This window comes from Halomonas sp. HAL1, assembly GCF_030544485.1.
Lineage (GTDB): Bacteria > Pseudomonadota > Gammaproteobacteria > Pseudomonadales > Halomonadaceae > Vreelandella > Vreelandella arctica.
The window spans coordinates 397,260-419,561 of the sequence record NZ_CP130610.1; the positions used below are offsets into that span (position 1 = coordinate 397,260).

The following is a 22,302-nucleotide window of genomic DNA, read 5'->3' on the forward strand; positions in this document are numbered from 1 at the left end:
AGACTCGCCGTTAGGCGAGCCTAACGCCTCATTGATTGGCAAGAAATTCTTCAAGCGTCTCGGGGGTGACCAGTTGGAAAGGCACCATTGTGGTTTTCTCGACCTCATTGCCTTCGGCTAGATCGATGGCTGCCTTCACCGCACCGCCGCCCTGGCCGACCGGATCCTGGAAGACGGTAACGGCGAGCTCACCGCTTTGCATGGACTCGAGTGCATCACGAGTGGCATCAATACCCCCTACGATGATCTCTTCAGGGCTGATCCCCAGCTGGCGCATGGCGTTGAGGGCGCCAATCGCCATCTCATCGTTGTTGGCCGCAATAGCATTAATTTCCTGGCCGCCAACGATCCAGTTAGTCATAAGATCGATGGCTTCAGTGCGCTGATAATCTGCGGGTTGTTCTGCAATGATCTCAATACCCGGATACTCGGCAGCGACTTCCTTGACGCCGTTGGTACGTTTATGTGTAGCTCCAGATGCAAGGTTCCCCAACATGATGGCAACGTTACCTTCGCCACCAAGCATCTCGGCCAGTGCCTCCATCTGGAGAGTGCCCGCACGTTTTTGATCCGAGCCGACAAAAACCACGCCGTCGTTATCTAAGTCATCCCCTTCGGGTTCACGGTTTACATACACTAATGGAATGTTCTGCAGTACGGCTTCTCCTGTCATGCGTGATGTTGCTGCCGTATCAACGGGATTAATAATGATGGCATCCACTCCTTGAGCAGCAAGGCTTTGTACTTGGCTAAGCTGACGGCCAATATCCTCTTGAGCATCCAGAAACTGGATATCGTAACCCTGCGCTTCGGCTTCGGCTTCCATCGCCTGGCGCATAGAGGTAAGGAAGTTATCATCGAAACGGGCGACGGAGACGCCGATAGATTGAGCCATGGCAGACGTGCAAGTGACGGCGAGGGCCGCACCGAGTAGCAGGCGTTTCATAAGTATTCTCCTGAGCAACGTTGTTGTGGTTGTTATCATCATTCGAGTGGGTAAGTGTGAACATATCCCTGTTATGGAATTTAGATTCTATTGAGCAGTAAAGCAAAATTTTAATTCCATACTTTGGTATAAATGGAATTTTTGTTTCTTTTTTACGAGGCCGTTTAATTAGCTATTATTGGAAACGTACGGCATTGAAAACGTAAGGTAAGCGACCGGTGAGTGACTGACATATCTATGACAGCTGGTTAATCAGCCACTCTTACCGGCGCTCTTAGAAAAGGGAAAAGCCAGATGCGTCAGTGGCAAGGTGCACCGGTGGGCAGGGGCATTGGTTGCAAAGGTATATCGGTGGACAGGTACATCGGTTGAAAGGGGCAATACGGTATCCGTGGTGCCCGTCATTATGGTGCCCGCCATTAAGGTTGGGCCGGCTGGCTAAGGCTTTTTTGCAAATCCAGTGCTTTGTCTTGGCGAACGCCGAGCGAAATAGCCAGTGTTTGAGTGAGGCACAGCGAAGCGGTCAGCCCTCGGAAGCTCTTCACTTCCGCTTCGTGCACTATGAGGGCTACGTCTGACAAGCGCACCAGTGGGCTGAGAGTTGAATCAGTCAACACCACCAACGGGATGCCTCGCCGATTAGCCTCTTCTGCCACACTGCGGGATTCTTGAGCGTAAGGGGCAAAACTGATAACCAGCAGCGCGTCATGCGTATCCACCGCTTTTATTTGCTCGCTGTACATACCGCCAAGGCCGTTCATCAGGAATGCAGGTTTTTCTATGTGATGAAGGGCATAGGTCATATAGCTGGCGACGACAAAACTGCGGCGAGCGCCCATTACATGGATGGCTTTTGCCTTTTCGAAAATATCCAATACCTGTTCCAGGTGTTCCGGATTAATCCGGTCAGGAAGCTGTTGGAGGACTTCTTGATTGGCACTGGCAAATTCCCATAGCAGCTGGGTGCTGTCCGGTGTTTCCCCTGTCGCTGTGCGTACCGCACGGATGCGTTCGTTGTAATTGGGCAATTCATCAAATAAACGTGCACGAAACAGCTGCTGCATCTCGGAGAAGCCTGAAAACCCAAAGCTATTAGAGAAGCGAATGAGGGTTGAGGGCGTAACGCCCGCTTGTTGGGCTAGCTGAGCAACGGTCGCGAAGGCAACTTCTTGAGGATGATCCAAAAGAAACCGCGCTGTTTGCTGCAAACGACGGCTCAGAGTGGGGTAATCAGCGGTTATACGCTCTTCTAGGGTTGTAAAGCTCTGCGGTACTTGGCTCATAAGGGCTGTCCTGCCGGTCACATTTGATGTTGTCATCGTATAAGTGATCCATAGCGTAGTTAAATGGGAATATAAATTCTATAAATGCTTTTCGATAGCACTAGGGTAATCGCTAGGGTTTTATATGAGCGGTTTTTTTGAGCTTAAAAGATACTGCTTTGGTCGAAGGTGAAGCCTGTGGTTAGCTCAATAAAAACAATAAGCTATTGATTTTATTATTAGTATATAAGCTTGATGCCAAGCAGTGAAAGAATTGAATATTCTGTATGTTGATTGAATGGAATGTATGTTCTATCCTCGTTTTATCGTTGGACGCCCTTGCTTGACTAGCCCAACAGCTGAGCTCGCTGTTTGTCCTATTTTAGAAAAACGCCAAGTTAAGAGAAACACCAGGTTAAGAAAAACAACCAAGCCACATTATTGGAGACCACCATGGCGCAACACACACTTAAATTCGCGCTTAACCACATGGTTAACCCTCGCTGGTCGCCCCAGCAGCTTATCGAGGCCGCCGCCGAAATGGGGTTAGGCGCAGTAGAGTTGCGTAATGACGTGGGCGACAACAGTGTGGTTGATCTTGATTCTGCAAGCAGCGCTGGTCAGCGAGCACGCGAATTGGGTATTGACGTGCTAAGTATCAATGCGCTTTACCCGTTTAATGTATGGAACGACGAGCGCGCGAGCCAGGCAGAGGCTTTGGCGCAGCAGGTCGATGCTGTCGGCGGTCGTGGATTGGTACTTTGCCCCTTGGTAGACGCCCACAATACCGCTACTGCTGAAGAGCGGCGAGCACAGCTAGAACAGGCGCTTAGCGCTTTGGATGCCATACTGGGGCGTTACAATCTGCAGGGCTTTGTTGAGCCACTGGGGTTTCCCATTTCCTCGTTACGCACCAAGCGCGAAGCGGTAGAGGCCATTAAGGCGCTTAACCTGGGGTCTCGTTTTTCGTTGGTACACGATACGTTCCATCACCAGGGTGCCGGTGAAACGGCGTTTTTTGCTGAGAGTACCGGACTGGTGCACATTTCCGGCCTGGAAGATCCCGCCATTACCTTTGAAGACATGTTAGACGAGCATCGTGTGCTGGTTGGTGAGCGTGACAGGCTGGATAACTTGGGGCAATTGAAGCGTTTGCTGGACGACGGCTACGACGGTTATATCTCTTTTGAGCCCTTTGCTGAATCAGTACACAAACACAACGATCCCGTGGCAGCGCTGCGTGACAGCATGGCGTTTATTGAAAGATTCTTGAAGTGAAACCATCGCTGTACTGGCCGCCTCATCAACAATAAAGACAAGGAGCATTCGATGAAAATCGCTCTCGATCCGCATATGCATCGGCATCTTTCGCTGCCAGAAACATGCCGGCTAACCAAAGAGCTCGGTTACGATTACATTGAGCTGTCGCCCCGCCCCGATTTCATGGTGTGGTGGACTCGGCCACGTACTTATCCTGATGCTATCAGGTCATTTAAAAAAGCCATGAAAGAGCATGATGTTGGCCTTGCCACCATGCAGCCGATGTACCGATGGTCCAGCCCCTATCGCGACGAATGGGAAATGGCCATGGATAACTGGAAAAGAATTATCGAAGTGGCGGTAGAGCTTGATAATCCGCTGCTGATTTCCGAGTTCGGGCGCGGCGGTTCAGTGGAGCGTTCTCAGGCAGACCGAGCAGGAATCCATACGCCGGAAGCGTGCGAAAACGCCTTCTGGCGCTCAATGGATGTATTGGTACCCATTCTGGAGCGTGAAGGGCTAACACTAAGCATCGAGCCGCACCCCGAGGATTGGGTTGAAACCATGGCGCCTGCGGCTGAGATCATCAAGACCATTAACTCGCCTGCCATTAAAAGCTCCTATATTGCCCCTCACAGCTTTTTCTACGGTGACGACCTAGCGACCACCATTCGCGCCACCAAAGGTGAGTTGGTTCATGCCCGCGTGGCCGATACGTTTAACCACAAAGCCTCTTCAGAACTGCGCTATATCGTTAATCCCCCTGGCTCCACTGCCCGTGTCCATCAGCACCTTGATATGGGGGAAGGGGAAATAGATTGGGACGTGTTCTTCAAGACGCTGCATGAAATTGGTTTTGATGGCGTGCTTTCCAGCTGTGTCTTTGGCTGGGAAGAGCGGGCGGAAGCCTCCAATCGGTTTATGCGCGGCGAGATTCAGCGCTACGTCGACAAGTACTGGAAATAACAAGGAAAACAACTATGTCCGTTAATATTGGAATCATCGGCACCGGAATGATCGGTGAGGAACACGCTCGTCGTATTACCGAGCAGCTGACAGGCGGCGTGATTGCGGCAGTCACTGACGTGAACCTCGATCAGGCCCGCGATGTGGTCAAACACCTGGGCATTGATGCACAGGTGTTTGAGGACGGCCAATCACTGATTGCCGCTGATAATGTCGATGCGGTGATGGTGACGTCGTGGGGCCCGACCCATGAAGAATATGTGTTGGCGGCGATCAAGGCCGGCAAGCCCGTCTTTTGTGAAAAGCCCCTGGCGACCACGGCCGAAGGCTGCCGCCACATCATTGATGCCGAAATACAGGCTGGCAAGCGGCTCGTCCAGGTTGGCTTTATGCGTCGCTACGACAGTGGCTATCAGATGATGAAAGCAGCGATTGATGGCAACCGACTGGGAGAGCCGTTGATCGTACATGCGGCCCACCGCAACCCGGAAGTGCCTGAGCGCTACGTTACCCCCATGGCGATTCACGACACGCTGATCCATGAGCTGGACACGTTCCGCTGGCTGCTGGACGACGACTACAAAAGCGCGCAGGTACTGTTTCCACGCAAGACACGCCATGCCCACAGCAAAGTGGAAGACCCGCAGATCGTGCTGCTTGAGACAGTGAAAGGCGTGCGCATTGATGTCGAAGTGTTTGTGAACTGTCAGTACGGCTATGACATTCAATGTGAGGTCGTGGGCGAGGAAGGCATCGCTCGCTTGCCGGAACCTCAGTCGTTGCAATTCCGCCAATCCGGACAGCGTTCCAACGAGATATTGATGGATTGGAAAAAACGTTTCGGTGAGGCATTTGATGTCGAGCTGCAAGCGTTTATCGATGGCGTGGCGGCTGGCAACCTTGGCGGCCCTTCATCCTGGGACGGCTATGCGGCGGCTATTACAGGCGATGTGTGCGTCAAGGCGCAGGAGAGTGGCGCTATTGAACCTATCGAGATGCCCGAACGGCCGGCTTTTTACGGATAACCATCAAGTAGCTCCTTTAGACGGCTCCGTTGCTTGGCACGGAGCCGTTTTTGTATGCGTTGGCGTGGTGGGTTTGATGTACAACCAAAGCACTATGCAAAACGTCTTGGATCAATAGTTTCATGACTTGATATTTTGGAATATAAATTCTATATTTAATAAAACGCCAATAAACAACAACGCCCATTCCTGAAAAGCCACAGCAACACGATTTCTCTTTGTGAGTAACGCTGGGTGAAGGACTGGCTACGTGTAGGAAGTGATGCGATGAAAGATAACAAGACACTTGACCTAATCTGCCTCGGGCGAGCGGCCGTTGACCTCTACGGCAACCAAGTGGGTAGCCGTTTGGAAGATATGAGTAGCTTTGCCAAGTACCTGGGGGGGTCGTCGGGCAATATCGCCTATGGCACCGCTCGCCTGGGTCTTAAAACGGCGATGCTAACGCGCGTGGGTGACGAGCACATGGGCCGCTTCGTACGTGAAGAGTTGGCCAGAGCCGGTGTCGACACCAGCCACGTCGTCACCGATAAAGAGCGACTCACGGGGATGGTGGTGCTGGGCATTAAAGACCGCGATACGTTTCCGCTGATCTTTTATCGGAATGACTGTGCCGACATGGCCGTTGATAGTGACGATTTCGATCCTGCCTTTATTGCCTCCAGCAACGCGCTGCTGATTACCGGTACGCACTTCTCGACAGAACAAACCTACAAGACCAGTAAAACAGCGATTGAATACGCCAAAGCCGCTGGCACCAAAGTCATTCTGGATATCGACTATCGCCCGGTGCTGTGGGGGTTAACCACGCTGGGTGATGGTGAAACCCGGTTCGTTTCTGATGAAGGTGTTAGCCGCCATTTGCAGACAATTCTGCCTGACCTTGATCTGGTCGTAGGCACCGAAGAAGAAGTGCATATCGCGGGCAACAGCACCGATACTCTTACCGCACTGAAGCGTATTCGCGAACTCACGGATGCCACCATCGTGCTCAAGCTAGGGGCTCAGGGCTGTACGGTGCTCGACGGTGATATCCCCGGTAGTGAAGAAGACTTCGTGGTGCATACCGGGGTGCGCGTCGATGTGCTGAATGTATTGGGGGCAGGCGATGCCTTTATGAGCGGCTTCTTGCGAGGCTGGCTGCGTAATGAAACTCATGAACGCAGCTGCGCGTATGCCAACGCTTGTGGTGCTCTTGTGGTCTCCCGTCACGGCTGCGCACCGGCGATTCCCAGTGCCGAAGAGCTTGATGATTACCTCTCCAGAGCGGAGTCCATTGCCCGTCCAGACCTGGATGCCCGGCTTAATTACCTGCACCGCGTGACCACTCAGCGCAACCCACAGCAGTGGGATGATCTCTGCATCATGGCGTTTGATCACCGCAAACAGCTCTTTGATATGGCCCGTGAAGAAGGGGCCGATATCGCCAGAATTCCCTACCTGAAGCAACTGCTTGTGAAAGCGACAGAGCGCGGTAGCGAGCAGTTGGGCAACAGCCACGTGGGGGTATTGATTGACGATACGTACGGTCAGGATGCGCTTAACGATGTCACCGGGCGAGGCTGGTGGATCGCCCGGCCGGTGGAGCTGCCTAGCTCCCGGCCCATCGAACTGGAAGGCGGGCGCAGTATCGGCTCACGCCTTCAGCAATGGCCGAAGGAACATATCGTCAAGTGCCTTGTTTTCTACCACCCAGAAGATCAAGTGACCCTGCGGCAAGCCCAGGAAAGACAAGTGATAGAGCTTTATCACGCCTGTGCCGAGTCGGGCAATGAATTATTGCTGGAAGTTATCCCGCCGCGTGACCTGGCTGCCGATGACGATATGTTCATCAATGCGATGCAGCGTTTTTACAATCTGGGCGTGCAGCCTGATTGGTGGAAACTTCCGCCGCAGTCGCCAGACGGCTGGCAGCGTATTGGCAGGTTACTCCAAGCCCGTGCGCCTCACTGCCGCGGTGTTGTGATGCTGGGCTTGGATGCGCCGTTGGATGAGCTTAAAAAAGGGTTAATGGATAGTGCCGGCGTCGATGTGTGTAAAGGCTTTGCCGTTGGTCGCACCATCTTTGGTGAGCCAAGCCGCCGCTGGCTACGTGGCGATTATGACGATGAGCAGCTGATTGAAGCGGTGCTGGCCAATTATATGACCCTGGTTGATGCCTGGCAGATGCGCCAGCGCGCAGCCTAGCGCCTTCCAGTTTATGACAAGTGCATTCCAGTTTATGACAAGAGTGACAAGGCTATGAACACGATTCGACTCACCATGGCGCAAGCGGTCGTGCGCTATATGCTGGCCCAGAAAGTAGACATTGAGGGCGAGATTAAGCCGCTCTTTCCAGGAGTTTGGGCCATTTTTGGTCACGGCAACGTCGCCGGGCTAGGCGAGGCGCTGTACCAGGCGCGCGAGTATCTGCCCACCTATCGCGCGCACAATGAGCAGGGCATGGCCCATGCCGCCATTGCTTATACCAAAACACTCAACCGTCAGCAGGTAATGGCCTGCACCGCCTCGGCGGGCCCAGGCGCTACGAACATGGTGACGGCAGCCGCAGTAGCGCATGTGAACCGCCTGCCGGTGCTATTCCTGCCTGGGGATACGTTTGCCACGCGCATGCCTGACCCTGTCCTTCAGCAGGTGGAAAACTTCCACGATCACACACTGACCTCTAATGATTGCTTCAAACCGGTCAGTCGGTTTTTTGACCGCATTACGCGGCCCGAGCAACTGCTCACCTCGCTGCCCCAGGCGGTGCGGGTGCTAACGGATCCGGTCGAGTGTGGGCCGGTCACGCTGGCGTTGCCACAAGATATTCAGACGTTCGCCTTTGATTATCCCGAACACTTCTTTGCCGAGAAGGTGCACCGGCAGCGTCGCCAGTCAGCAGATCGCCATGAGTTGGAAAGTGCAGTTCAGCTTATCCGTCAGGCCAAAAAGCCGCTGGTGGTGGCGGGCGGCGGCGTGCACTACTCAGGGGCTTTACCCGCCCTTGATGCGTGGGTTTCCCGCTATCAGCTACCTGTCGGCGAGACCCAGGCGGGCAAAGGGGCACTACCGTGGGATCACACCCAGAACGTAGGCACGATTGGCGTTACCGGCGGCGCGGCCGCCAACGCGTTGGCGGCCGAGGCGGATCTGATTATTGCTGTCGGTACCCGGCTTGGTGATTTCGCCTCTGGCTCGCGCGCCATCATCAACCCGAATGCCAAGCTGCTGAGCATCAATGTGGCCTCTTTCGATGCGGTTAAGCACAAGGGGCAGGCGCTGGTAGGCGATGCCAAGCTGACCCTTGAAGAGCTAATCACTGAGCTTGAGGGTTGGCAGCCAGAGGATAGCTGGGTTGAGCAAGCCGCTGGGCTACGTGCTGACTGGAACCAGACGGTCGATAAGGTAACTACCGACCGAGGAACCAACCTGCCCTGCGACGCAGAAGTGGTCGGTGCTGTTAACCGCGCAGCGGGTGAGCGTGACATTGTGGTGTGTGCGGCTGGAGGCCTGCCGGGTGAGCTGCAAAAACTGTGGCGCACGCGGTTTGATCGCGGCTATCACATGGAGTACGGCTACTCCTGCATGGGTTACGAGTTAGCCGGTGGTGTCGGCGTCAAAATGGCCAAGCCCAACTCTGAAGTGTTTGTGATGGTGGGCGATGGCTCTTACCTGATGCTCAATTCAGAAATTGCCACCTCCGTCATGTTGGGTCACAAGATCGTCGCCGTCGTCCTAGATAACCGTGGCTATGGATGCATCCACCGCCTGCAGCAGTTCTGCGGCGGGCCCGGCTTTAACAACATGCTGGATGACTGCTTAACCGTTGATGAAGGCGCCCCCAAGACCGACTTCGCAGCGCATGCGGCCGCATTGGGCGCACTCAGCGAGAAGGTCGGCAATATCCAGGAATTAGAACAAGCACTTGAGCGTGCCAAGGCCGCTGACCGTAGTTACGTGATTGCTATCGATACCGATGGCTCGACCGATACTCAAGACGGTGGTGCCTGGTGGGACGTGGCGGTGCCAGAGGTTTCCGAACGCGCCGAAGTGAATACGGCCCGCGAACGCTATGAGGCGTACAAAGCGCGCCAATTCCAGAATCTTTAAGGCTTTAACACCTACTTATTTTGAACTTTAAATAACAACAGTAACGGAGACCGCCATGAGCGTAAGACTCGGTATTAACCCACTGACCTGGACTAACGATGATATGCCCGCGCTAGGCGGTGATACACCGTTGGATACCTGCCTTGCCGAAGGTAAACAGGCGGGGTTTTCGGGCTTCGAGCTAGGCCATAAGTTCCCCCGGGTGCCAGAAAAGCTTGGCCCCATTCTTGAGAAGCACGGCCTCTCGTTAGTCTCAGGCTGGTACAGCAGCGAATTATTGACCCGCAGTGCCGAGGACGAGATTGAAGCGCTCAAGCCGCACCTGCACCTGCTCAAATCGCTGGGCGCCAACGTCATGGTGTTCTGTGAAGTGACCCACTGCGTGCACGGCGAGCGCGACACGCCTCTCTCGCATTCGCCGCGTATGAGCGAAGCGGACTGGCAGATGTTTATACCGCGTCTCAACAAGGTGGCTGATTACTGCCTGGAGCAGGGGGTGCAAATCGCCTACCACTACCACTTAGGCACAGTGATTGAAACGCCTGATGAAATTGATCGGCTGATGGCCGAAGCCGCTCCTTCGCTTGGGCTGCTGCTGGATACCGGGCACCTGGTGGCGGCGGGCGGCGATCCGGTGGCGTTGCAGAAGAAGTACGCGGATCGCATCAATCATGTGCACTGCAAAGATATCCGCAAAGACGTACTGGCGGACGTGCGTAATCGGGATCTCAGTTTTCTTGACGGCGTGCTGAACGGCATGTTCACCGTGCCGGGCGATGGCTATATCGACTACACCACCTTATTTGAAGGGCTCCGGGATAGTGACTATTCGGGCTGGATGGTGGTAGAGGCGGAGCAGGATCCCGCCGTGGCCCATCCGCTTACCTACGCCTGTTTAGGGCATGACAATTTACGCCGTTTCTGCGCCGAAGCGCGTTTAACCGTAGATGCGTAAACCGAACACCAAGAGGAGTTGAGCGATGAGTATCTTAGGTAATTTTATCAATGGTCAGGCGGTTGCGAGCCAAAGCGGCCGCACCGCGCCTGTCTATAATCCCGCCACTGGCGAGCAGAGCCTGCAAGTGGCGCTCTCTTCTGCGCAGGAGACCCAGGAAGCCGTGCGCGTTGCCGATGAGGCTTTTGCCACTTGGTCGAAAATGTCTCCGCTTAAGCGCTCGCGTATTCTGTTTAAATTCAAGGCGCTGGTGGAGGAACACACCGACGAGCTGGCGCGGCTGATTTCCCGCGAGCATGGCAAGGTATTTTCTGACGCCAAAGGCGAAGTGACCCGTGGCCTGGAAGTGGTTGAGTTTGCCTGTGGCATTCCGCACTTGCAGAAGGGCGAGCACTCCATGAACGTCGGCACCGGCGTTGATAGCTACTCCATGATGCAGTCGCTCGGCGTGTGCGCCGGTATTTCGCCGTTCAACTTCCCGGCAATGGTGCCCATGTGGATGTTCCCCATTGCGCTGGCCTGTGGCAATACCTTTGTTATGAAACCATCGGAGAAGGATCCCTCTACGCCGATGCGATTAGCAGAGTTGCTGAAAGAAGCGGGCTTGCCGGATGGCGTCTTCAATGTTGTCAATGGCGATAAAGAGTCGGTGGATGTGCTGCTGACCGATGAGCGCGTGCAGGCCGTCAGCTTTGTGGGTTCCACGCCTATTGCAGAGTACATCTATGCCACGGCATCAAAACATGGCAAGCGTGTCCAGGCGCTGGGCGGTGCCAAGAATCACATGGTGATCATGCCGGATGCTGATCTTGATCAGGCGGTTGGCGCCCTGATGGGCGCCGCCTACGGCTCCGCAGGTGAACGCTGCATGGCCATTTCGGTAGCGGTACCTGTGGGCGAGGAGACCGCCCAGAAGCTGCGCGAGAAGCTTGAGGCTGAACTCGCGAGCCTGCGCGTCGGGCCTGGCTTGGTCGATGGCCCCGATAACGATATGGGCCCGCTGGTGACTCGTGAACACCTGGAAAAGGTCAAAGGCTATATTCAAACCGGCGTGGACGAAGGCGCTGAACTGGTGGTGGATGGCCGCAAAACGGCGGTGGACGGCGCCGGTGATGGTTTCTTTATTGGCGGCACGCTGTTTGATCACGTCAAGCCCGGTATGCGTATTCACTCTGAAGAGATCTTCGGCCCGGTGCTGGCGATTACCCGCGCGGCAAGCTTCGATGAAGCGGTCAGCATGGTTAACGCGCATGAGTACGGCAACGGCACGGCGATCTTTACCCGTGATGGGGATGCTGCGCGCCAATACTGCGAGCAGATTCAGGTCGGCATGGTCGGCGTTAATGTCCCCATTCCCGTGCCCATGGCGTTTCACAGCTTTGGCGGCTGGAAGCGCTCGCTGTTCGGCCCGCTGCACATGCACGGCCCGGATGGCGTACGTTTCTACACGCGAATGAAGACCATTACCCAACGCTGGCCCAGCGGTATCCGTGAAGAGACCAATCACTTCACGATGCCCACGCTTTAATTTTTTCTTCACTTGCTTTGCGCCGAGCCCTATTGGTTCGGCATTTTTTTTGAGTCCTCTCTTATGTTTCCAAACACTTACCTTACTCGTAACAAGGTAAGCGGCGAAGCAGTGAGCAATATCTCCAGCCTAATGGAACACTTTTTCCACACTGAAAGCGCGTAAAGGCTATCTAGCGACTAAAGTATAGAATAAATAATTTGATTATCTATTTTATAGAATATATGTTCTATTCAGAGGTTAAAACAATTCGGAAATATCCATATCAATAAATACAAAACATACGTACGAGGAAACTCGGCATGAAAACGACTAAGTACAATCTAAGGTACCTACTGACGATATGTGGTGTAGCCGCGTTAGGTGGTCTTTTGTTTGGTTATGACACAGCGGTAATTTCGGGTGCGATTGGACCCATACAGCGTTATTTCGACCTTAGCTCATTTGAGACGGGCTGGGCGGTTTCCAACGTTGCTATTGGTTGTATTATAGGTGCTTTTGCTTCCGGCGCCGTTGCTGCAAAATTAGGGCGCAAAAAAACGCTTATCATTGCCGCATTGTTGTTTACGGTCTCTGCGATCGGAGCCGCCCTGGCGGCCACTTTTTATTGGTTTATCGTCTATCGCTTCATTGGCGGTATTGCTGTTGGTCTCGCCTCGGCTGTTTCACCGATGTATATGAGCGAGGTGTCGCCGAAGAGCCTTCGTGGCCGTGCACTTAGTATGCAGAATATTGCTATTGTTTTTGGCCAAGTTGTAATTTTTGTGGTCAATTACTTGATTGCTAAAGGTGCGTCCGATGCTTGGCTAACCGATGTGGGCTGGCGTGTGATGATTGGCTCAGAGGTTTTGCCCTGTATCTTATTTTGTCTGATTGTATTTTTTATTCCAGAGTCCCCGCGCTGGTTGGTTATGAAGGGCCGTGATCAAGAAGCGCTGAAAACCCTAAGCCGCATTGGGGGGACAGTTTATGCTAAAAGCGTTCTTGTGGAAGTGCATGAGTCGTTGGAAAGTGATCGACTACGTCGCCAGCAGGCTGACCGCAAAAGCGATTTGATTCGTGATCGTCGCTTTTGGTTTATTGCATCCATTGCCTGTTTAATTGCATTCTTCCAACAGGCTAGCGGCGTTAACGTGATGATGTATTTCGCCCCGGTAGTTCTCGGTAATGTAACCGGTAATACCGAAGTCGCTATGTTTCTTACTATCTGGATCGGCGTTGTCCAATTAATTGGCAACCTGATTGGCATGATGCTGATGGATAAAGTTGGTCGTGTACCGCTGTTTCGGGTTGGCACTCTCGGCTGCGTTGTCGGCTTACTGGTAACGTCTTTCTTCCTCTATCGTTCGGCTGGCCTTAGCGGAGATGCGGCTATTGTTCAGGGCTATCTCACTTTGGCCGGCATGTTGATTTTTATGTTGTTTTTTGCGTTTTCCTGGGCGCTGGGGGCGTGGATTATCGTTTCGGAAATATTCCCAAATAGAATGCGTGCGTTTGGCATGTCGCTATCGGTTACTGTACTTTGGATAAGCAACTTCTTAATCGGCCAAGGTTTCCCTGTGTTAAACCAGAATACCTGGCTAAATGAGCAGTTTCATGGGGCTTTCCCAATGTGGATATTCGCTGGTTTGATGGTGCTGGCTTATTTATTTATTCGTCGCTTTCTGCCAGAAACTAACGGGGTTGCCTTGGAACATATGGAAGACCATGTGTTGGCTAAGCGTAGCGGTAGCAGCAACCAACTTCGCGTCAATAACCAAACCCTGGCAGAAGCTGTGCGCTAAATCACAAGTGATAAAGTGGGGCAATGACTGCCTCGCTCATTTAATGGGATTGACGGATGATCAACTCCCCAGGCAAGAGAAGTTGGCGCGTTGCTTCCTTGTTTCCCTCTAAGCGACGAATTGCCTCGTCAACCAACTGCTCTAATGGTTGCCGGTAGGTGGTTAGTGCGTAGTGAGGAGAGGATGCTTCGTCTATATCGTCAAAGCCCACAATACCGATTCTGTTTGAGTTTCCTCTATTGTGCAGCGCGTCAATCGCACCGATAGCAAGAATATCGTTCTCACAAAATAGGGCTTCAATACGGAGACTCCCGCCTAGAGTTGCCAAGTACTGATTCAGCGTATTAAAGCCCGCTTCGCGCCCATAGTGGCCAGCTTCTAAGATTAAATCGACCTCTAGATCATGCTTGGCAAGGCCATCCCGGAATCCTTCTAAGCGGTTGAGCTGCGTCGACTCGCTAACTGGTCCGCTCATATAACCAATACGTTGGTAGCCTTGCCTTGCCAGAAACGTGGCGATCTGGATTCCAGCACTGTACCCGTCGGTTGAAACAACCTGGATATGAGGGGTATTACTGTTGCGATAAAGAACGATCAACGGAATATGCTGAATTTTCTGAGCTAGGTCTACCAGTTCTTCGGTCAAGGCGGTGCCTAGAAAAATTAGCCCATCAATTTGAAATTGGTCAGCAAGTGAAATCTGTTTCTCTTGTTCCCCAAGCTCGGAGATATTGATCAGCATCGAGAGATATCCACGCTTCTGGAGCTTTAAGCTTGTTTCGTTTATCAACCGTAAAAGGTTCGGATTGTCCATTTCATCCACAACTAAGCCAATGAGACGGGTTTTGCGTTTAGTGAGGCTACGCGCCAACAAGTTTGGGCGGTAACCAAGCTCTGTTGCCGCCTTCAGTACTTTTTCACGAGCCTTGGGAGAGATAGAAGCTCCTTGAGAAAAAGCACGAGACACCGTCCATTTGGACACACCTGCCTGTTTTGCTACGTCGCTAGCAGTAACTTTATTCGAATAACCCATTTCACTCTCAGGTTTGGACTTTTTGATCATTTTTTACCCTTGACGGAATTTTTGTTCCAGTCTAGTCTTTTTGCAACCGGGTGCAGCTTGATGGTGAGTTTAGCAAACACAGCGTATTTTCTCAGCAATCACTCCCTATTTGGATTTTATTGCAACCGGTTGCAATAGCTACTCAGTGAGAAAAGAGATTTTGAACATAACAATTGACAAGAAGGTGTAATGCCATGTTAAACGGCGAAAAGAAAATTGAACGTCCACTACGCTGGGGAATGGTAGGCGGTGGCCGCACTGGTCAGGTTGGCTATAAGCACCGTACTGGTGCCTTGCGTGATGGCACCTATCAGTTGGTAGCGGGTGCTTTTGATCTGGATGCTGAGCGCGGAAGAGATTTTGGCACGAATCTAGGGGTGTCCGCAGATCGTTGTTATGCAACCTACCAGGATCTTATCAATGGGGAAGCAAATCGAGAGGATGGCGTTGAAGTTGTTTCCATTGCCACACCCAACTTTACCCATTATGAAATCACTAAAGCGTGCTTGAACGCCGGTTTACATGTGATCTGCGAAAAACCACTGTTCTTCACCGTTGCGGAGTGCGAAGAGATTGCTGTGCTTGCCGACGACAAGAATTTAATCGTAGGCGTTACCTATGGGTTCTCGGGTCATCCTCTAGTGCATCAAATGGCCGCGATGGTACAGAAAGGGATGCTGGGTGATATCCGTATCGTCGACATGCAATATACCCACGGTTTCAACTCTGGAGATGATGCAAACGCCGGGGAAGCCGTTAAATGGCGCACTAATCCTGAAACCGCTGGCCCTACCTTCGTGCTAGGGGATATTGGTACCCATCTTTATTATCTTTCCGAGGTAGTGCTGCCACATTTAAAGATCGAGAAATTACTTTGCGATCGCAAGGCTTTTATTCCGACCCGGCAGCCGCTTGAAGACAATGCCACAGTATTGACTCACTACGATAACGGTGCCCGTGGCCGACTTTGGGTGTCATCAGTTAACGCGGGCCATATGGGCTCTCAGCGTTACCGTTTTGTGGGCTCCACAGCTTCTCTTGAGTGGTCAGATGCTCATCCCGATCAGTTGATCTATGAAGTGCAAGGTGAGCCTCCTCGCACCCTACACCATGGCATGCCTTATCTCGAAGAGGAGAGCCTGGCGATTGATCGCATGGGCGCACTGCATGCCGAGGGTCTGGGCGATAGTTGGGCCAATATTTATCTATGGATTGCCCAGGCTATTGATGCCAAGCAGCGCGGTGATAGTGAGTTTCTTAACACTCACCATTACCCCGGTATTAAGGCGGGGACTGAAGGCGTGCGCTGGCTCGAAAACTGCGTACGTTCTGCTGACGCTGGTTCGGCATGGGTCGATTTCCAATAAAGATAAAGGCTATATCATGAAACTTTCTATTTGTACTGACGTAATGGCGGATCTGTCCTTCACCGATATGCTCGACAAGTGCATTGAACTAGGGGTTGAAGGCATTGAAATGACAGGTGGCGGCTGGTCACCAGCTTCCCATTTTCGTGCTGATGAGCTATTGGCTGACAAGAGTCTTCTGAACAAAAAAATGCGTGAGATTGAAGCCAGGGGCCTCAACATTGCTGCACTTAATTGTTCTGGAAACCCTCTCGATCCCGGTGGACTAGGCGAGAGGCACCGAAAAGAAATTGAACAAACCATCCGTCTTGCTGGCGAGATTGGAATAAAGAAAGTCGTCACCATGTCAGGATTGCCGGCAGCAGCACCGGGCGACAGCGTGCCCAATTGGCTGGTTTACACCAAAAGCTGGCCGGAAGAGATGCCTGAGCGCGACCGCTATCAGTGGGAAGATTGCGCTTTTCCTTATTGGCACGGACTGGTCAAGCTAGCCGATGAAGTGGGGGTTGAGAAATATGCCCTGGAGAATTTTTCGGCAATGCTGGTGTGGAACCCCGAGACGCTTTTCCGTCTACGCGACGAAGTAGGCCCCAAAGTGGGCATGAATCTAGACCCATCGCATTTGTTCTGGAAAGGGGCTTGCCCAATCGCGGCTGCCCGAGCTCTGGGCGATGCCATTCATCATGTCCATGGTAAAGACACTCGAATTGAGCGCGGACTGGCTGATGTGAATGGACTGCTCGAACTGCGAGAGGTCACCGATGTGGTCAACCGCGCCTGGAACTATGTAGCTGTGGGGGCTGGGCATGACCTGCAATGGTGGAAAGAGTTTTTCTCTGTTGTTCGCATGCTGGGCTACAACGACTGGGTTAGCCTCGAAATGGAAGACTTCACAATGTCTACAGAAGCAGGCATTCAGTCTTCGATTGATGCGCTACAGCAAACTATAAGCAAGTAACCACCTCTCATTAAAGAAGACAATAACAAGAGGATTAGACCATGAAAAAGCTAAGTATGATTCCGCTTATGATGACATTGGTCAGTGCGCCGACGTTAGCCGAAGAGCTCAACATTGGCGTAAGTTTCTTTAATCTTGATGAACGCTTCATCATCGGTTTGCGCGAGAGCCTTGAAGAGGCTGCAGAAGCACAGGGCATGGACATAAATGTTGAAGATGCTCGCAACGATATTGGCCGTCAACTTAGCCAAGTACAAAACTTCATTGCAGGGGGAGTCGACGGCATTATTGTCAACCCTGTACATTCTGACTCCACTAGTGCCATGAGCCAAGCTGCTGCCAATGCGGGTATACCACTGGTCTATGTTAATCGTCAGCCCGTCGATATTGAGTCGCTGCCCGAGGGACAGGCTTTTGTCGGTTCTGATGAAAAAGAGTCTGGCACCTTGCAAACTCAGGAGGTCTGCCGCCAATTAGGTGGAGAAGGGGAACTCTTGGTCATGATGGGCACGTTAGGCGACAACGCCGCCGAGGTTCGTACCCAGGATGTGCATGATGTCATCGCTACTCCAGAGTGTAGTGGGCTTGAGATCGTGGAGCAGCAAGAGGCTGACTTCCAGCGGATCGAAGGGAATAACTTGATGACGAATTGGCTGACTTCAGGCCTCGAGTTCGATGCTGTGATTGCTAATAATGATGAAATGGCTATCGGCGCTATCCAGGCGCTAAAAAACATTGGTTACGACATGGATGATGTCATCGTTGCTGGCATCGACGCCACCAGCGACGCATTGTCTGCCATGCAGGCTGGCGAGTTGGATATCACCGTTTTCCAGAATGGCCCAGCTCAAGGGGAGGGAGCTGTCAATACGCTGAACCGGCTTATCGAAGGAGAAGATGTCGATAACGCCGTTTGGGTACCTTTTGAGTTAGTAACACCAGATAACCTAGACGAATACATCGGACGTAACTAAGTTATTGTCGCCAGTGGCATGGGCCAGGTGCCCATGCTTCTTTTTGGGTGCCTGATATTAGATTTGGCGCATTGAAGCCTGCATGGTGGCTGCACAAAATAGAGGCATCCTGCTTGATGCTTTAAAATCGCAAGAATATGTAGTAGTAGCAGTGAGTAATACCGTTTTTATTGTTAAATATCTGATTATTAATAATAATTTTCTTTAATGTGAGGTTAGTAATAACAAGAAAGTGACAGTGAGTGCCGTGAATAACTGTTTTAATAAAGCCTGAATCAGAACCGTCAGGTATAAAAATAATCGTATAGGAGGCACTTAATGAGCATGCAAATCGCCAGCGCGCCTTGTTGTTGGGGCGTCGACGACGTTAATAACCCGAATTTACCACCCTGGCAGAAAGTGCTGGATGAGGCCGCACAAGCGGGCTACCAGGGCCTAGAACTTGGGCCTTACGGCTACTTGCCGCTAGCTCAAGGGCACCTTGGAGAAATGCTTGAGGAGCGTGGTTTGAAAGTCGTCGCGGGTACTATTTTTGATGACCTAGTTGATCCCGCCAATCGAAATAACCTTATTCGTCAGACTCATGAAATTTGTACCTTCCTGAAACAGCTTCCAGAGCTACCAAGTCAGCCAGGCAAAGACTACCCTGCACCCTACTTGGTATTGATCGACCATGTTCATGATGAGCGCAGTCTATATGCGGGCCACTCCGACAAAGCGCCGCGTCTAGATAATGTGCAGTGGGACACCCTCATGGATCATATTCGCATCATTGCTGAGCTAGCTAGCCGCGAGTATGGCATCCGTGCCGTCATTCATCCCCATGCTGGAGGGTACATCGAGTTTGAGGATGAAATACTGCAATTGATGGCAGATGTTTCCTATGACACAGCTGGATTGTGCCTGGATACTGGCCATCTCTACTATTCGGGCATGGATCCCGTAACCTGGATTCGCGACCATGCTGACCGAATAGATTACCTGCATTTCAAAGATATTGAGCCAAAAATCTTTGAAAATGTCATGGCCAGCCAAGTGGACTTTTTTGATGCCTGCGCACGTGGAGTCATGTGTCCGATTGGAGAAGGAGTTATCGACTACGAAGCTATCTATCAACTCCTTCAAGAGATTGGTTATAAAGGCTATATCACGATTGAACAGGAGCGCGACCCTCGCGATGCCGATGGTAGCCTCGCCGACGTTACAGCCAGCTTAGAGTATTTGAAACGCCGGGGCTTTCAGAACGAGTTTTGATGACAGGATACAAGACCATGATACAGGGTGATACAAAAGTGACTGTGCCAGTTCGTTGGGCGATGGTGGGCGGCGGCCAAGGAAGTCAGATCGGTTATATCCATCGTTGTGCGGCGCTGCGTGACAATAGCTTTCAGCTGGTGGCCGGTGCATTCGACATCGACCCAGCAAGGGGTCGTGAGTTTGGCGTGTCGCTACGGCTAGCCTCCGAGCGTTGCTACCCAGACTACCAGACGCTGTTTGCCGAGGAGGCGAAACGAGAGGACGGTATTCAGGCAGTTTCCATCGCAACGCCCAATAACACCCACTTCGCCATCTGTAAGGCAGCGTTGGAGGCTGGCTTGCACGTAGTTTGTGAGAAGCCTCTATGCTTCAATGTGACAGAGGCCGAAGAGCTCCGGGCGTTGGCTACAGAGAACCGCTGCATCGTAGGTGTTACCTATGGTTATGCGGGCCACCAGCTGGTGCGCCAAGCCCGAGAGATGATAGCCAACGGGGCTCTCGGTGATATTCGCATGGTACATATGCAGTTTGCTCATGGCTTCCACAGCGAAGCCGTTGAGAATGCCAGCCCCAGCACCCGTTGGCGGGTCGACCCTCGCTACGCCGGGCCCAGCTATGTGCTAGGTGATTTGGCAACTCACCCGTATTACATTGCAGAAATGATGTTGCCAGAGCTTCGCATCAAAAGGTTGCTTTGTTCTCGGCAAAGTTTTGTCGCCAGCCGGGCACCGCTTGAGGATAATGCTTACGTACTTATGGAATATGAGGGTGGTGCCATGGGGCATTTGTGGGCTTCGGCAGTCAACGCTGGCTCCATGCATGGGCAAAAAGTTCGCGTCGTGGGCTCTCGAGCAAGTATCGAATGGTGGGATGAGCATCCCAACCAGCTGCGTTACGAAGTGCAAGGTGAACCTGTGCGTCTCCTCGAAAGAGGCATGGAGTATCTCTATCCTCAAGCGCGGGAGGATGATCGCATTGGCGCTGGTCATCCAGAAGGTTTATTTGAAGCGTGGGCTAACCTCTACTATCGCTTTGCACTCGCTATGGAGGCGATGGATCGTAATGATGTTGCTGGTGTTGAAGCGCTAGGGGTGCCGGGTATTGATGCAGGGTTAGAAGGCGTGCGTTGGGTAGAGAACTGCGTGCGTTCTGCCGATGCTGGAGCGACTTGGGTCGATTATTTCTGACTTGGCTAGAGTTTGAAGCTACCTTGAGCTACTAGGTTATATTTTAATACCGTTAAGAATAAGGCTAACGCCGTGATTCAGCGCTTTAAGAAACCTAACCGTAGTAGCTCTCTGGTGGTTGAACAGCCCGGTGAGTTGCTCTATATGTGCATGGTTGAAGGCAAGCAGAGCGAGATGCCGCGAACAATGCATCGCCATAGCAACTGTACTGAAATCGTTTTTATCAGCGAAGGGCAGGGAGCCCACATAATTGGCGGCCAGAAGTATGCTACTCAAGACGGCGACGTGCTGATTTATAACAGTGGTACATTACATGATGAGTCTGCTCAGCCAAGCGTCGGTGTTGTGGCCTATTGTTGTGGTTTTCAAGGGCTTAAACTTCGAGGGCTGCCTGCCAACCACCTTATATCTGCGCAGGATCAACCTGTGCTTAGCAGCGGCGAGCATTACGATTCAATTAAAAGTTTGATGCAGTTGCTATATGATCATGTCGAAGTTAGTAGAAGCGCTGATATTTGTCATCATTTGTTGCAAGCGTTGATTCAATTAGTAAATCGTATGACGGTTCAACCTGACGCGCAGCTTAATATTCTAGGTTACGACCTTGGACAGGAAGTAAGACGTTTTATTGATGAGCGATATGCCGACGAGCTTGATCTTCAGGCTCTCGCTAAGCGTTTTAAAGTAAGTCGCTATCACCTTGCTCACTGCTTCAAGGCCTCAGTAGGCTGCTCACCTATCCACTATATGATTCGGCGCCGAATGGGAGAGGCGCAGACTCTCCTTATTAATACAGGTCTGAGTATTACCGAAGTAGCCGAGCAGGTTGGTTATCATTATCCCAGCTACTTTAATACTGCTTTCAAGAAGGTTGTTGGAGTGCCACCTAGTACCTACAGAAAATATTATCTTGGCAAGTAGGGCTGTCACCCCTGAATGCTTCCCAGCTTACATCCATCTTTAATCCTTACTCTATTTCTTGATTATGAAGATACGGTCGCGCCGGCACGCTTAACGCGATCGGCTGTCCGTCGCCAGCAGTACCCCGAAAATAACCAGCAGGCCGCCGAAGATCCTGTCTATCCAGTAACGCGCTACTAGTAAGCGGTCACGGATGATACCCGCTGAAAAGCAAAGTGCCACTAGGCCAAACCATACTATGTGTGCCACCGAGGTAAAGAGGCCATAGCCAGCCTGTACCATGAGCGGCGTCTCTGGCTTCACCACCTGCATAAACAGGCTGACGATAAAAATAGTGGTTTTGGGATTCAGCACGTTTGTCAGAAAACCGGTGCGCAGGGCGGCCAGATCCGACAGGGGGGCAACACGGTTGTCAGACACTGTGCTGCCCGGCTTTGTCCGGAGCATTTTAACGCCCAGATAAACTAGATAAACGGCCCCGGCCAGCTTGATGGCGTTAAACAGCCAGAGCGACTGCTGGATCAACAGACCCACGCCGAGCAGCGTATATGAAACGTGGACGAGAACGCCCAGCCCAATCCCGAATGCCGTGAGCAGGCCCGCACGGCGCGACAGAATGAGGCTGTTGCGAGAAACCATTGCAAAATCCGGTCCCGGGCTGATAACGGCCAGTAGAGTAATAGTGATAACAGCTAGTAATTCAGTCAAAATGGTCTCCGGTATAAATTAATGAATATGCAAGATTGGCGACCTCAAA

Annotated in this window: 18 protein-coding genes; 14 read left to right on the plus strand and 4 right to left on the minus strand. The window is 52.1% G+C overall.

Annotated elements, in window-relative coordinates; genetic code table 11:
* Window positions 1-28: 28 nt before the first annotated feature.
* The gene (locus Q3Y66_RS01900; protein WP_008958908.1) at window positions 29-946 is read right to left on the minus strand and encodes a sugar ABC transporter substrate-binding protein; all 918 of its coding nucleotides are present in this window, start codon (window positions 944-946) and stop codon (window positions 29-31) included.
* 419 nt (window positions 947-1,365) lie between these two features.
* A complete protein-coding gene (locus Q3Y66_RS01905) occupies window positions 1,366-2,229 on the minus strand; it encodes a MurR/RpiR family transcriptional regulator (RefSeq protein WP_008958909.1) in 864 nt (287 codons plus the stop codon).
* A gap of 432 nt (window positions 2,230-2,661) precedes the next feature.
* Between Q3Y66_RS01905 and Q3Y66_RS01910 the strand changes: the two genes are divergently transcribed.
* From Q3Y66_RS01910 to Q3Y66_RS01945, 8 genes are all read left to right on the plus strand, one after another.
* Window positions 2,662-3,486, plus strand: a complete 825-nt coding sequence (locus tag Q3Y66_RS01910) for a TIM barrel protein (RefSeq protein ID WP_008958910.1) — start codon at window positions 2,662-2,664, stop codon at window positions 3,484-3,486.
* Between the two features lie 51 nt (window positions 3,487-3,537).
* Window positions 3,538-4,434, plus strand: a complete 897-nt coding sequence (locus Q3Y66_RS01915) for a sugar phosphate isomerase/epimerase family protein (RefSeq protein ID WP_008958911.1) — start codon at window positions 3,538-3,540, stop codon at window positions 4,432-4,434.
* A 14-nt stretch (window positions 4,435-4,448) separates the two neighbouring features.
* A complete protein-coding gene (locus Q3Y66_RS01920) occupies window positions 4,449-5,459 on the plus strand; it encodes a Gfo/Idh/MocA family protein (RefSeq protein WP_008958912.1) in 1,011 nt (336 codons plus the stop codon).
* A gap of 267 nt (window positions 5,460-5,726) precedes the next feature.
* On the plus strand, window positions 5,727-7,646 hold the full coding sequence (gene iolC, locus Q3Y66_RS01925) for a 5-dehydro-2-deoxygluconokinase (RefSeq protein ID WP_008958913.1): 1,920 nt from the start codon (window positions 5,727-5,729) through the stop codon (window positions 7,644-7,646).
* A 54-nt stretch (window positions 7,647-7,700) separates the two neighbouring features.
* A complete protein-coding gene (gene iolD / locus Q3Y66_RS01930) occupies window positions 7,701-9,551 on the plus strand; it encodes a 3D-(3,5/4)-trihydroxycyclohexane-1,2-dione acylhydrolase (decyclizing) (protein ID WP_008958914.1) in 1,851 nt (616 codons plus the stop codon).
* Between the two features lie 55 nt (window positions 9,552-9,606).
* On the plus strand, window positions 9,607-10,506 hold the full coding sequence (gene iolE / locus Q3Y66_RS01935; RefSeq protein WP_008958915.1) for a myo-inosose-2 dehydratase: 900 nt from the start codon (window positions 9,607-9,609) through the stop codon (window positions 10,504-10,506).
* A 25-nt stretch (window positions 10,507-10,531) separates the two neighbouring features.
* Window positions 10,532-12,034 (plus strand): CoA-acylating methylmalonate-semialdehyde dehydrogenase, encoded by a 1,503-nt coding sequence (locus Q3Y66_RS01940; RefSeq protein ID WP_008958916.1) that lies wholly within the window; start codon window positions 10,532-10,534, stop codon window positions 12,032-12,034.
* A 302-nt stretch (window positions 12,035-12,336) separates the two neighbouring features.
* Window positions 12,337-13,818, plus strand: coding sequence for a sugar porter family MFS transporter (locus tag Q3Y66_RS01945; protein WP_008958917.1), 1,482 nt, complete (start codon window positions 12,337-12,339; stop codon window positions 13,816-13,818).
* 40 nt (window positions 13,819-13,858) lie between these two features.
* Here the strand turns inward: Q3Y66_RS01945 and Q3Y66_RS01950 are convergent, their stop codons facing one another.
* Entirely contained in the window at window positions 13,859-14,881 is a 1,023-nt protein-coding gene (locus Q3Y66_RS01950) for a LacI family DNA-binding transcriptional regulator (protein ID WP_008958918.1), read from the minus strand.
* Window positions 14,882-15,075: 194 nt separating this feature from the next.
* Here Q3Y66_RS01950 and Q3Y66_RS01955 point away from each other — a divergent pair, with 194 nt between their 5' ends.
* From Q3Y66_RS01955 to Q3Y66_RS01980, 6 genes are all read left to right on the plus strand, one after another.
* A complete protein-coding gene (locus tag Q3Y66_RS01955; protein ID WP_008958919.1) occupies window positions 15,076-16,248 on the plus strand; it encodes a Gfo/Idh/MocA family protein in 1,173 nt (390 codons plus the stop codon).
* Between the two features lie 16 nt (window positions 16,249-16,264).
* Window positions 16,265-17,206, plus strand: coding sequence for a sugar phosphate isomerase/epimerase (locus Q3Y66_RS01960; RefSeq protein ID WP_008958920.1), 942 nt, complete (start codon window positions 16,265-16,267; stop codon window positions 17,204-17,206).
* 41 nt (window positions 17,207-17,247) lie between these two features.
* Entirely contained in the window at window positions 17,248-18,180 is a 933-nt protein-coding gene (locus Q3Y66_RS01965) for a sugar ABC transporter substrate-binding protein (protein WP_008958921.1), read from the plus strand.
* 318 nt (window positions 18,181-18,498) lie between these two features.
* Window positions 18,499-19,434 (plus strand): TIM barrel protein, encoded by a 936-nt coding sequence (locus Q3Y66_RS01970; protein WP_008958922.1) that lies wholly within the window; start codon window positions 18,499-18,501, stop codon window positions 19,432-19,434.
* Complete coding sequence (locus tag Q3Y66_RS01975) at window positions 19,434-20,624, plus strand: Gfo/Idh/MocA family protein (RefSeq protein ID WP_238528566.1); 1,191 nt, start codon at window positions 19,434-19,436, stop codon at window positions 20,622-20,624. The genes Q3Y66_RS01970 and Q3Y66_RS01975 overlap by 1 nt, the downstream gene beginning before the upstream one ends.
* A 72-nt stretch (window positions 20,625-20,696) precedes the next feature.
* A complete protein-coding gene (locus Q3Y66_RS01980) occupies window positions 20,697-21,545 on the plus strand; it encodes an AraC family transcriptional regulator (RefSeq protein ID WP_008958924.1) in 849 nt (282 codons plus the stop codon).
* A gap of 90 nt (window positions 21,546-21,635) precedes the next feature.
* Here Q3Y66_RS01980 and Q3Y66_RS01985 read toward each other — a convergent pair whose 3' ends face one another.
* Window positions 21,636-22,253, minus strand: coding sequence for a LysE family translocator (locus Q3Y66_RS01985; RefSeq protein WP_008958925.1), 618 nt, complete (start codon window positions 22,251-22,253; stop codon window positions 21,636-21,638).
* Window positions 22,254-22,302 lie beyond the last annotated feature (49 nt).

Excerpts from the sequence above, each read along its gene's own strand:
- Q3Y66_RS01900 (WP_008958908.1), bottom strand. The coding sequence starts at position 946 with ATGAAACGCCTGCTACTCGGTGCGGCCCTCGCCGTCACTTGCACGTCT.
- Q3Y66_RS01905 (WP_008958909.1), bottom strand. The coding sequence starts at position 2,229 with ATGAGCCAAGTACCGCAGAGCTTTACAACCCTAGAAGAGCGTATAACC.
- Q3Y66_RS01910 (WP_008958910.1), top strand. The coding sequence starts at position 2,662 with ATGGCGCAACACACACTTAAATTCGCGCTTAACCACATGGTTAACCCT.
- Q3Y66_RS01915 (WP_008958911.1), top strand. The coding sequence starts at position 3,538 with ATGAAAATCGCTCTCGATCCGCATATGCATCGGCATCTTTCGCTGCCA.
- Q3Y66_RS01920 (WP_008958912.1), top strand. The coding sequence starts at position 4,449 with ATGTCCGTTAATATTGGAATCATCGGCACCGGAATGATCGGTGAGGAA.
- iolC (WP_008958913.1), top strand. The coding sequence starts at position 5,727 with ATGAAAGATAACAAGACACTTGACCTAATCTGCCTCGGGCGAGCGGCC.
- iolD (WP_008958914.1), top strand. The coding sequence starts at position 7,701 with ATGAACACGATTCGACTCACCATGGCGCAAGCGGTCGTGCGCTATATG.
- iolE (WP_008958915.1), top strand. The coding sequence starts at position 9,607 with ATGAGCGTAAGACTCGGTATTAACCCACTGACCTGGACTAACGATGAT.
- Q3Y66_RS01940 (WP_008958916.1), top strand. The coding sequence starts at position 10,532 with ATGAGTATCTTAGGTAATTTTATCAATGGTCAGGCGGTTGCGAGCCAA.
- Q3Y66_RS01945 (WP_008958917.1), top strand. The coding sequence starts at position 12,337 with ATGAAAACGACTAAGTACAATCTAAGGTACCTACTGACGATATGTGGT.
- Q3Y66_RS01950 (WP_008958918.1), bottom strand. The coding sequence starts at position 14,881 with ATGATCAAAAAGTCCAAACCTGAGAGTGAAATGGGTTATTCGAATAAA.
- Q3Y66_RS01955 (WP_008958919.1), top strand. The coding sequence starts at position 15,076 with ATGTTAAACGGCGAAAAGAAAATTGAACGTCCACTACGCTGGGGAATG.
- Q3Y66_RS01960 (WP_008958920.1), top strand. The coding sequence starts at position 16,265 with ATGAAACTTTCTATTTGTACTGACGTAATGGCGGATCTGTCCTTCACC.
- Q3Y66_RS01965 (WP_008958921.1), top strand. The coding sequence starts at position 17,248 with ATGAAAAAGCTAAGTATGATTCCGCTTATGATGACATTGGTCAGTGCG.
- Q3Y66_RS01970 (WP_008958922.1), top strand. The coding sequence starts at position 18,499 with ATGAGCATGCAAATCGCCAGCGCGCCTTGTTGTTGGGGCGTCGACGAC.
- Q3Y66_RS01975 (WP_238528566.1), top strand. The coding sequence starts at position 19,434 with ATGACAGGATACAAGACCATGATACAGGGTGATACAAAAGTGACTGTG.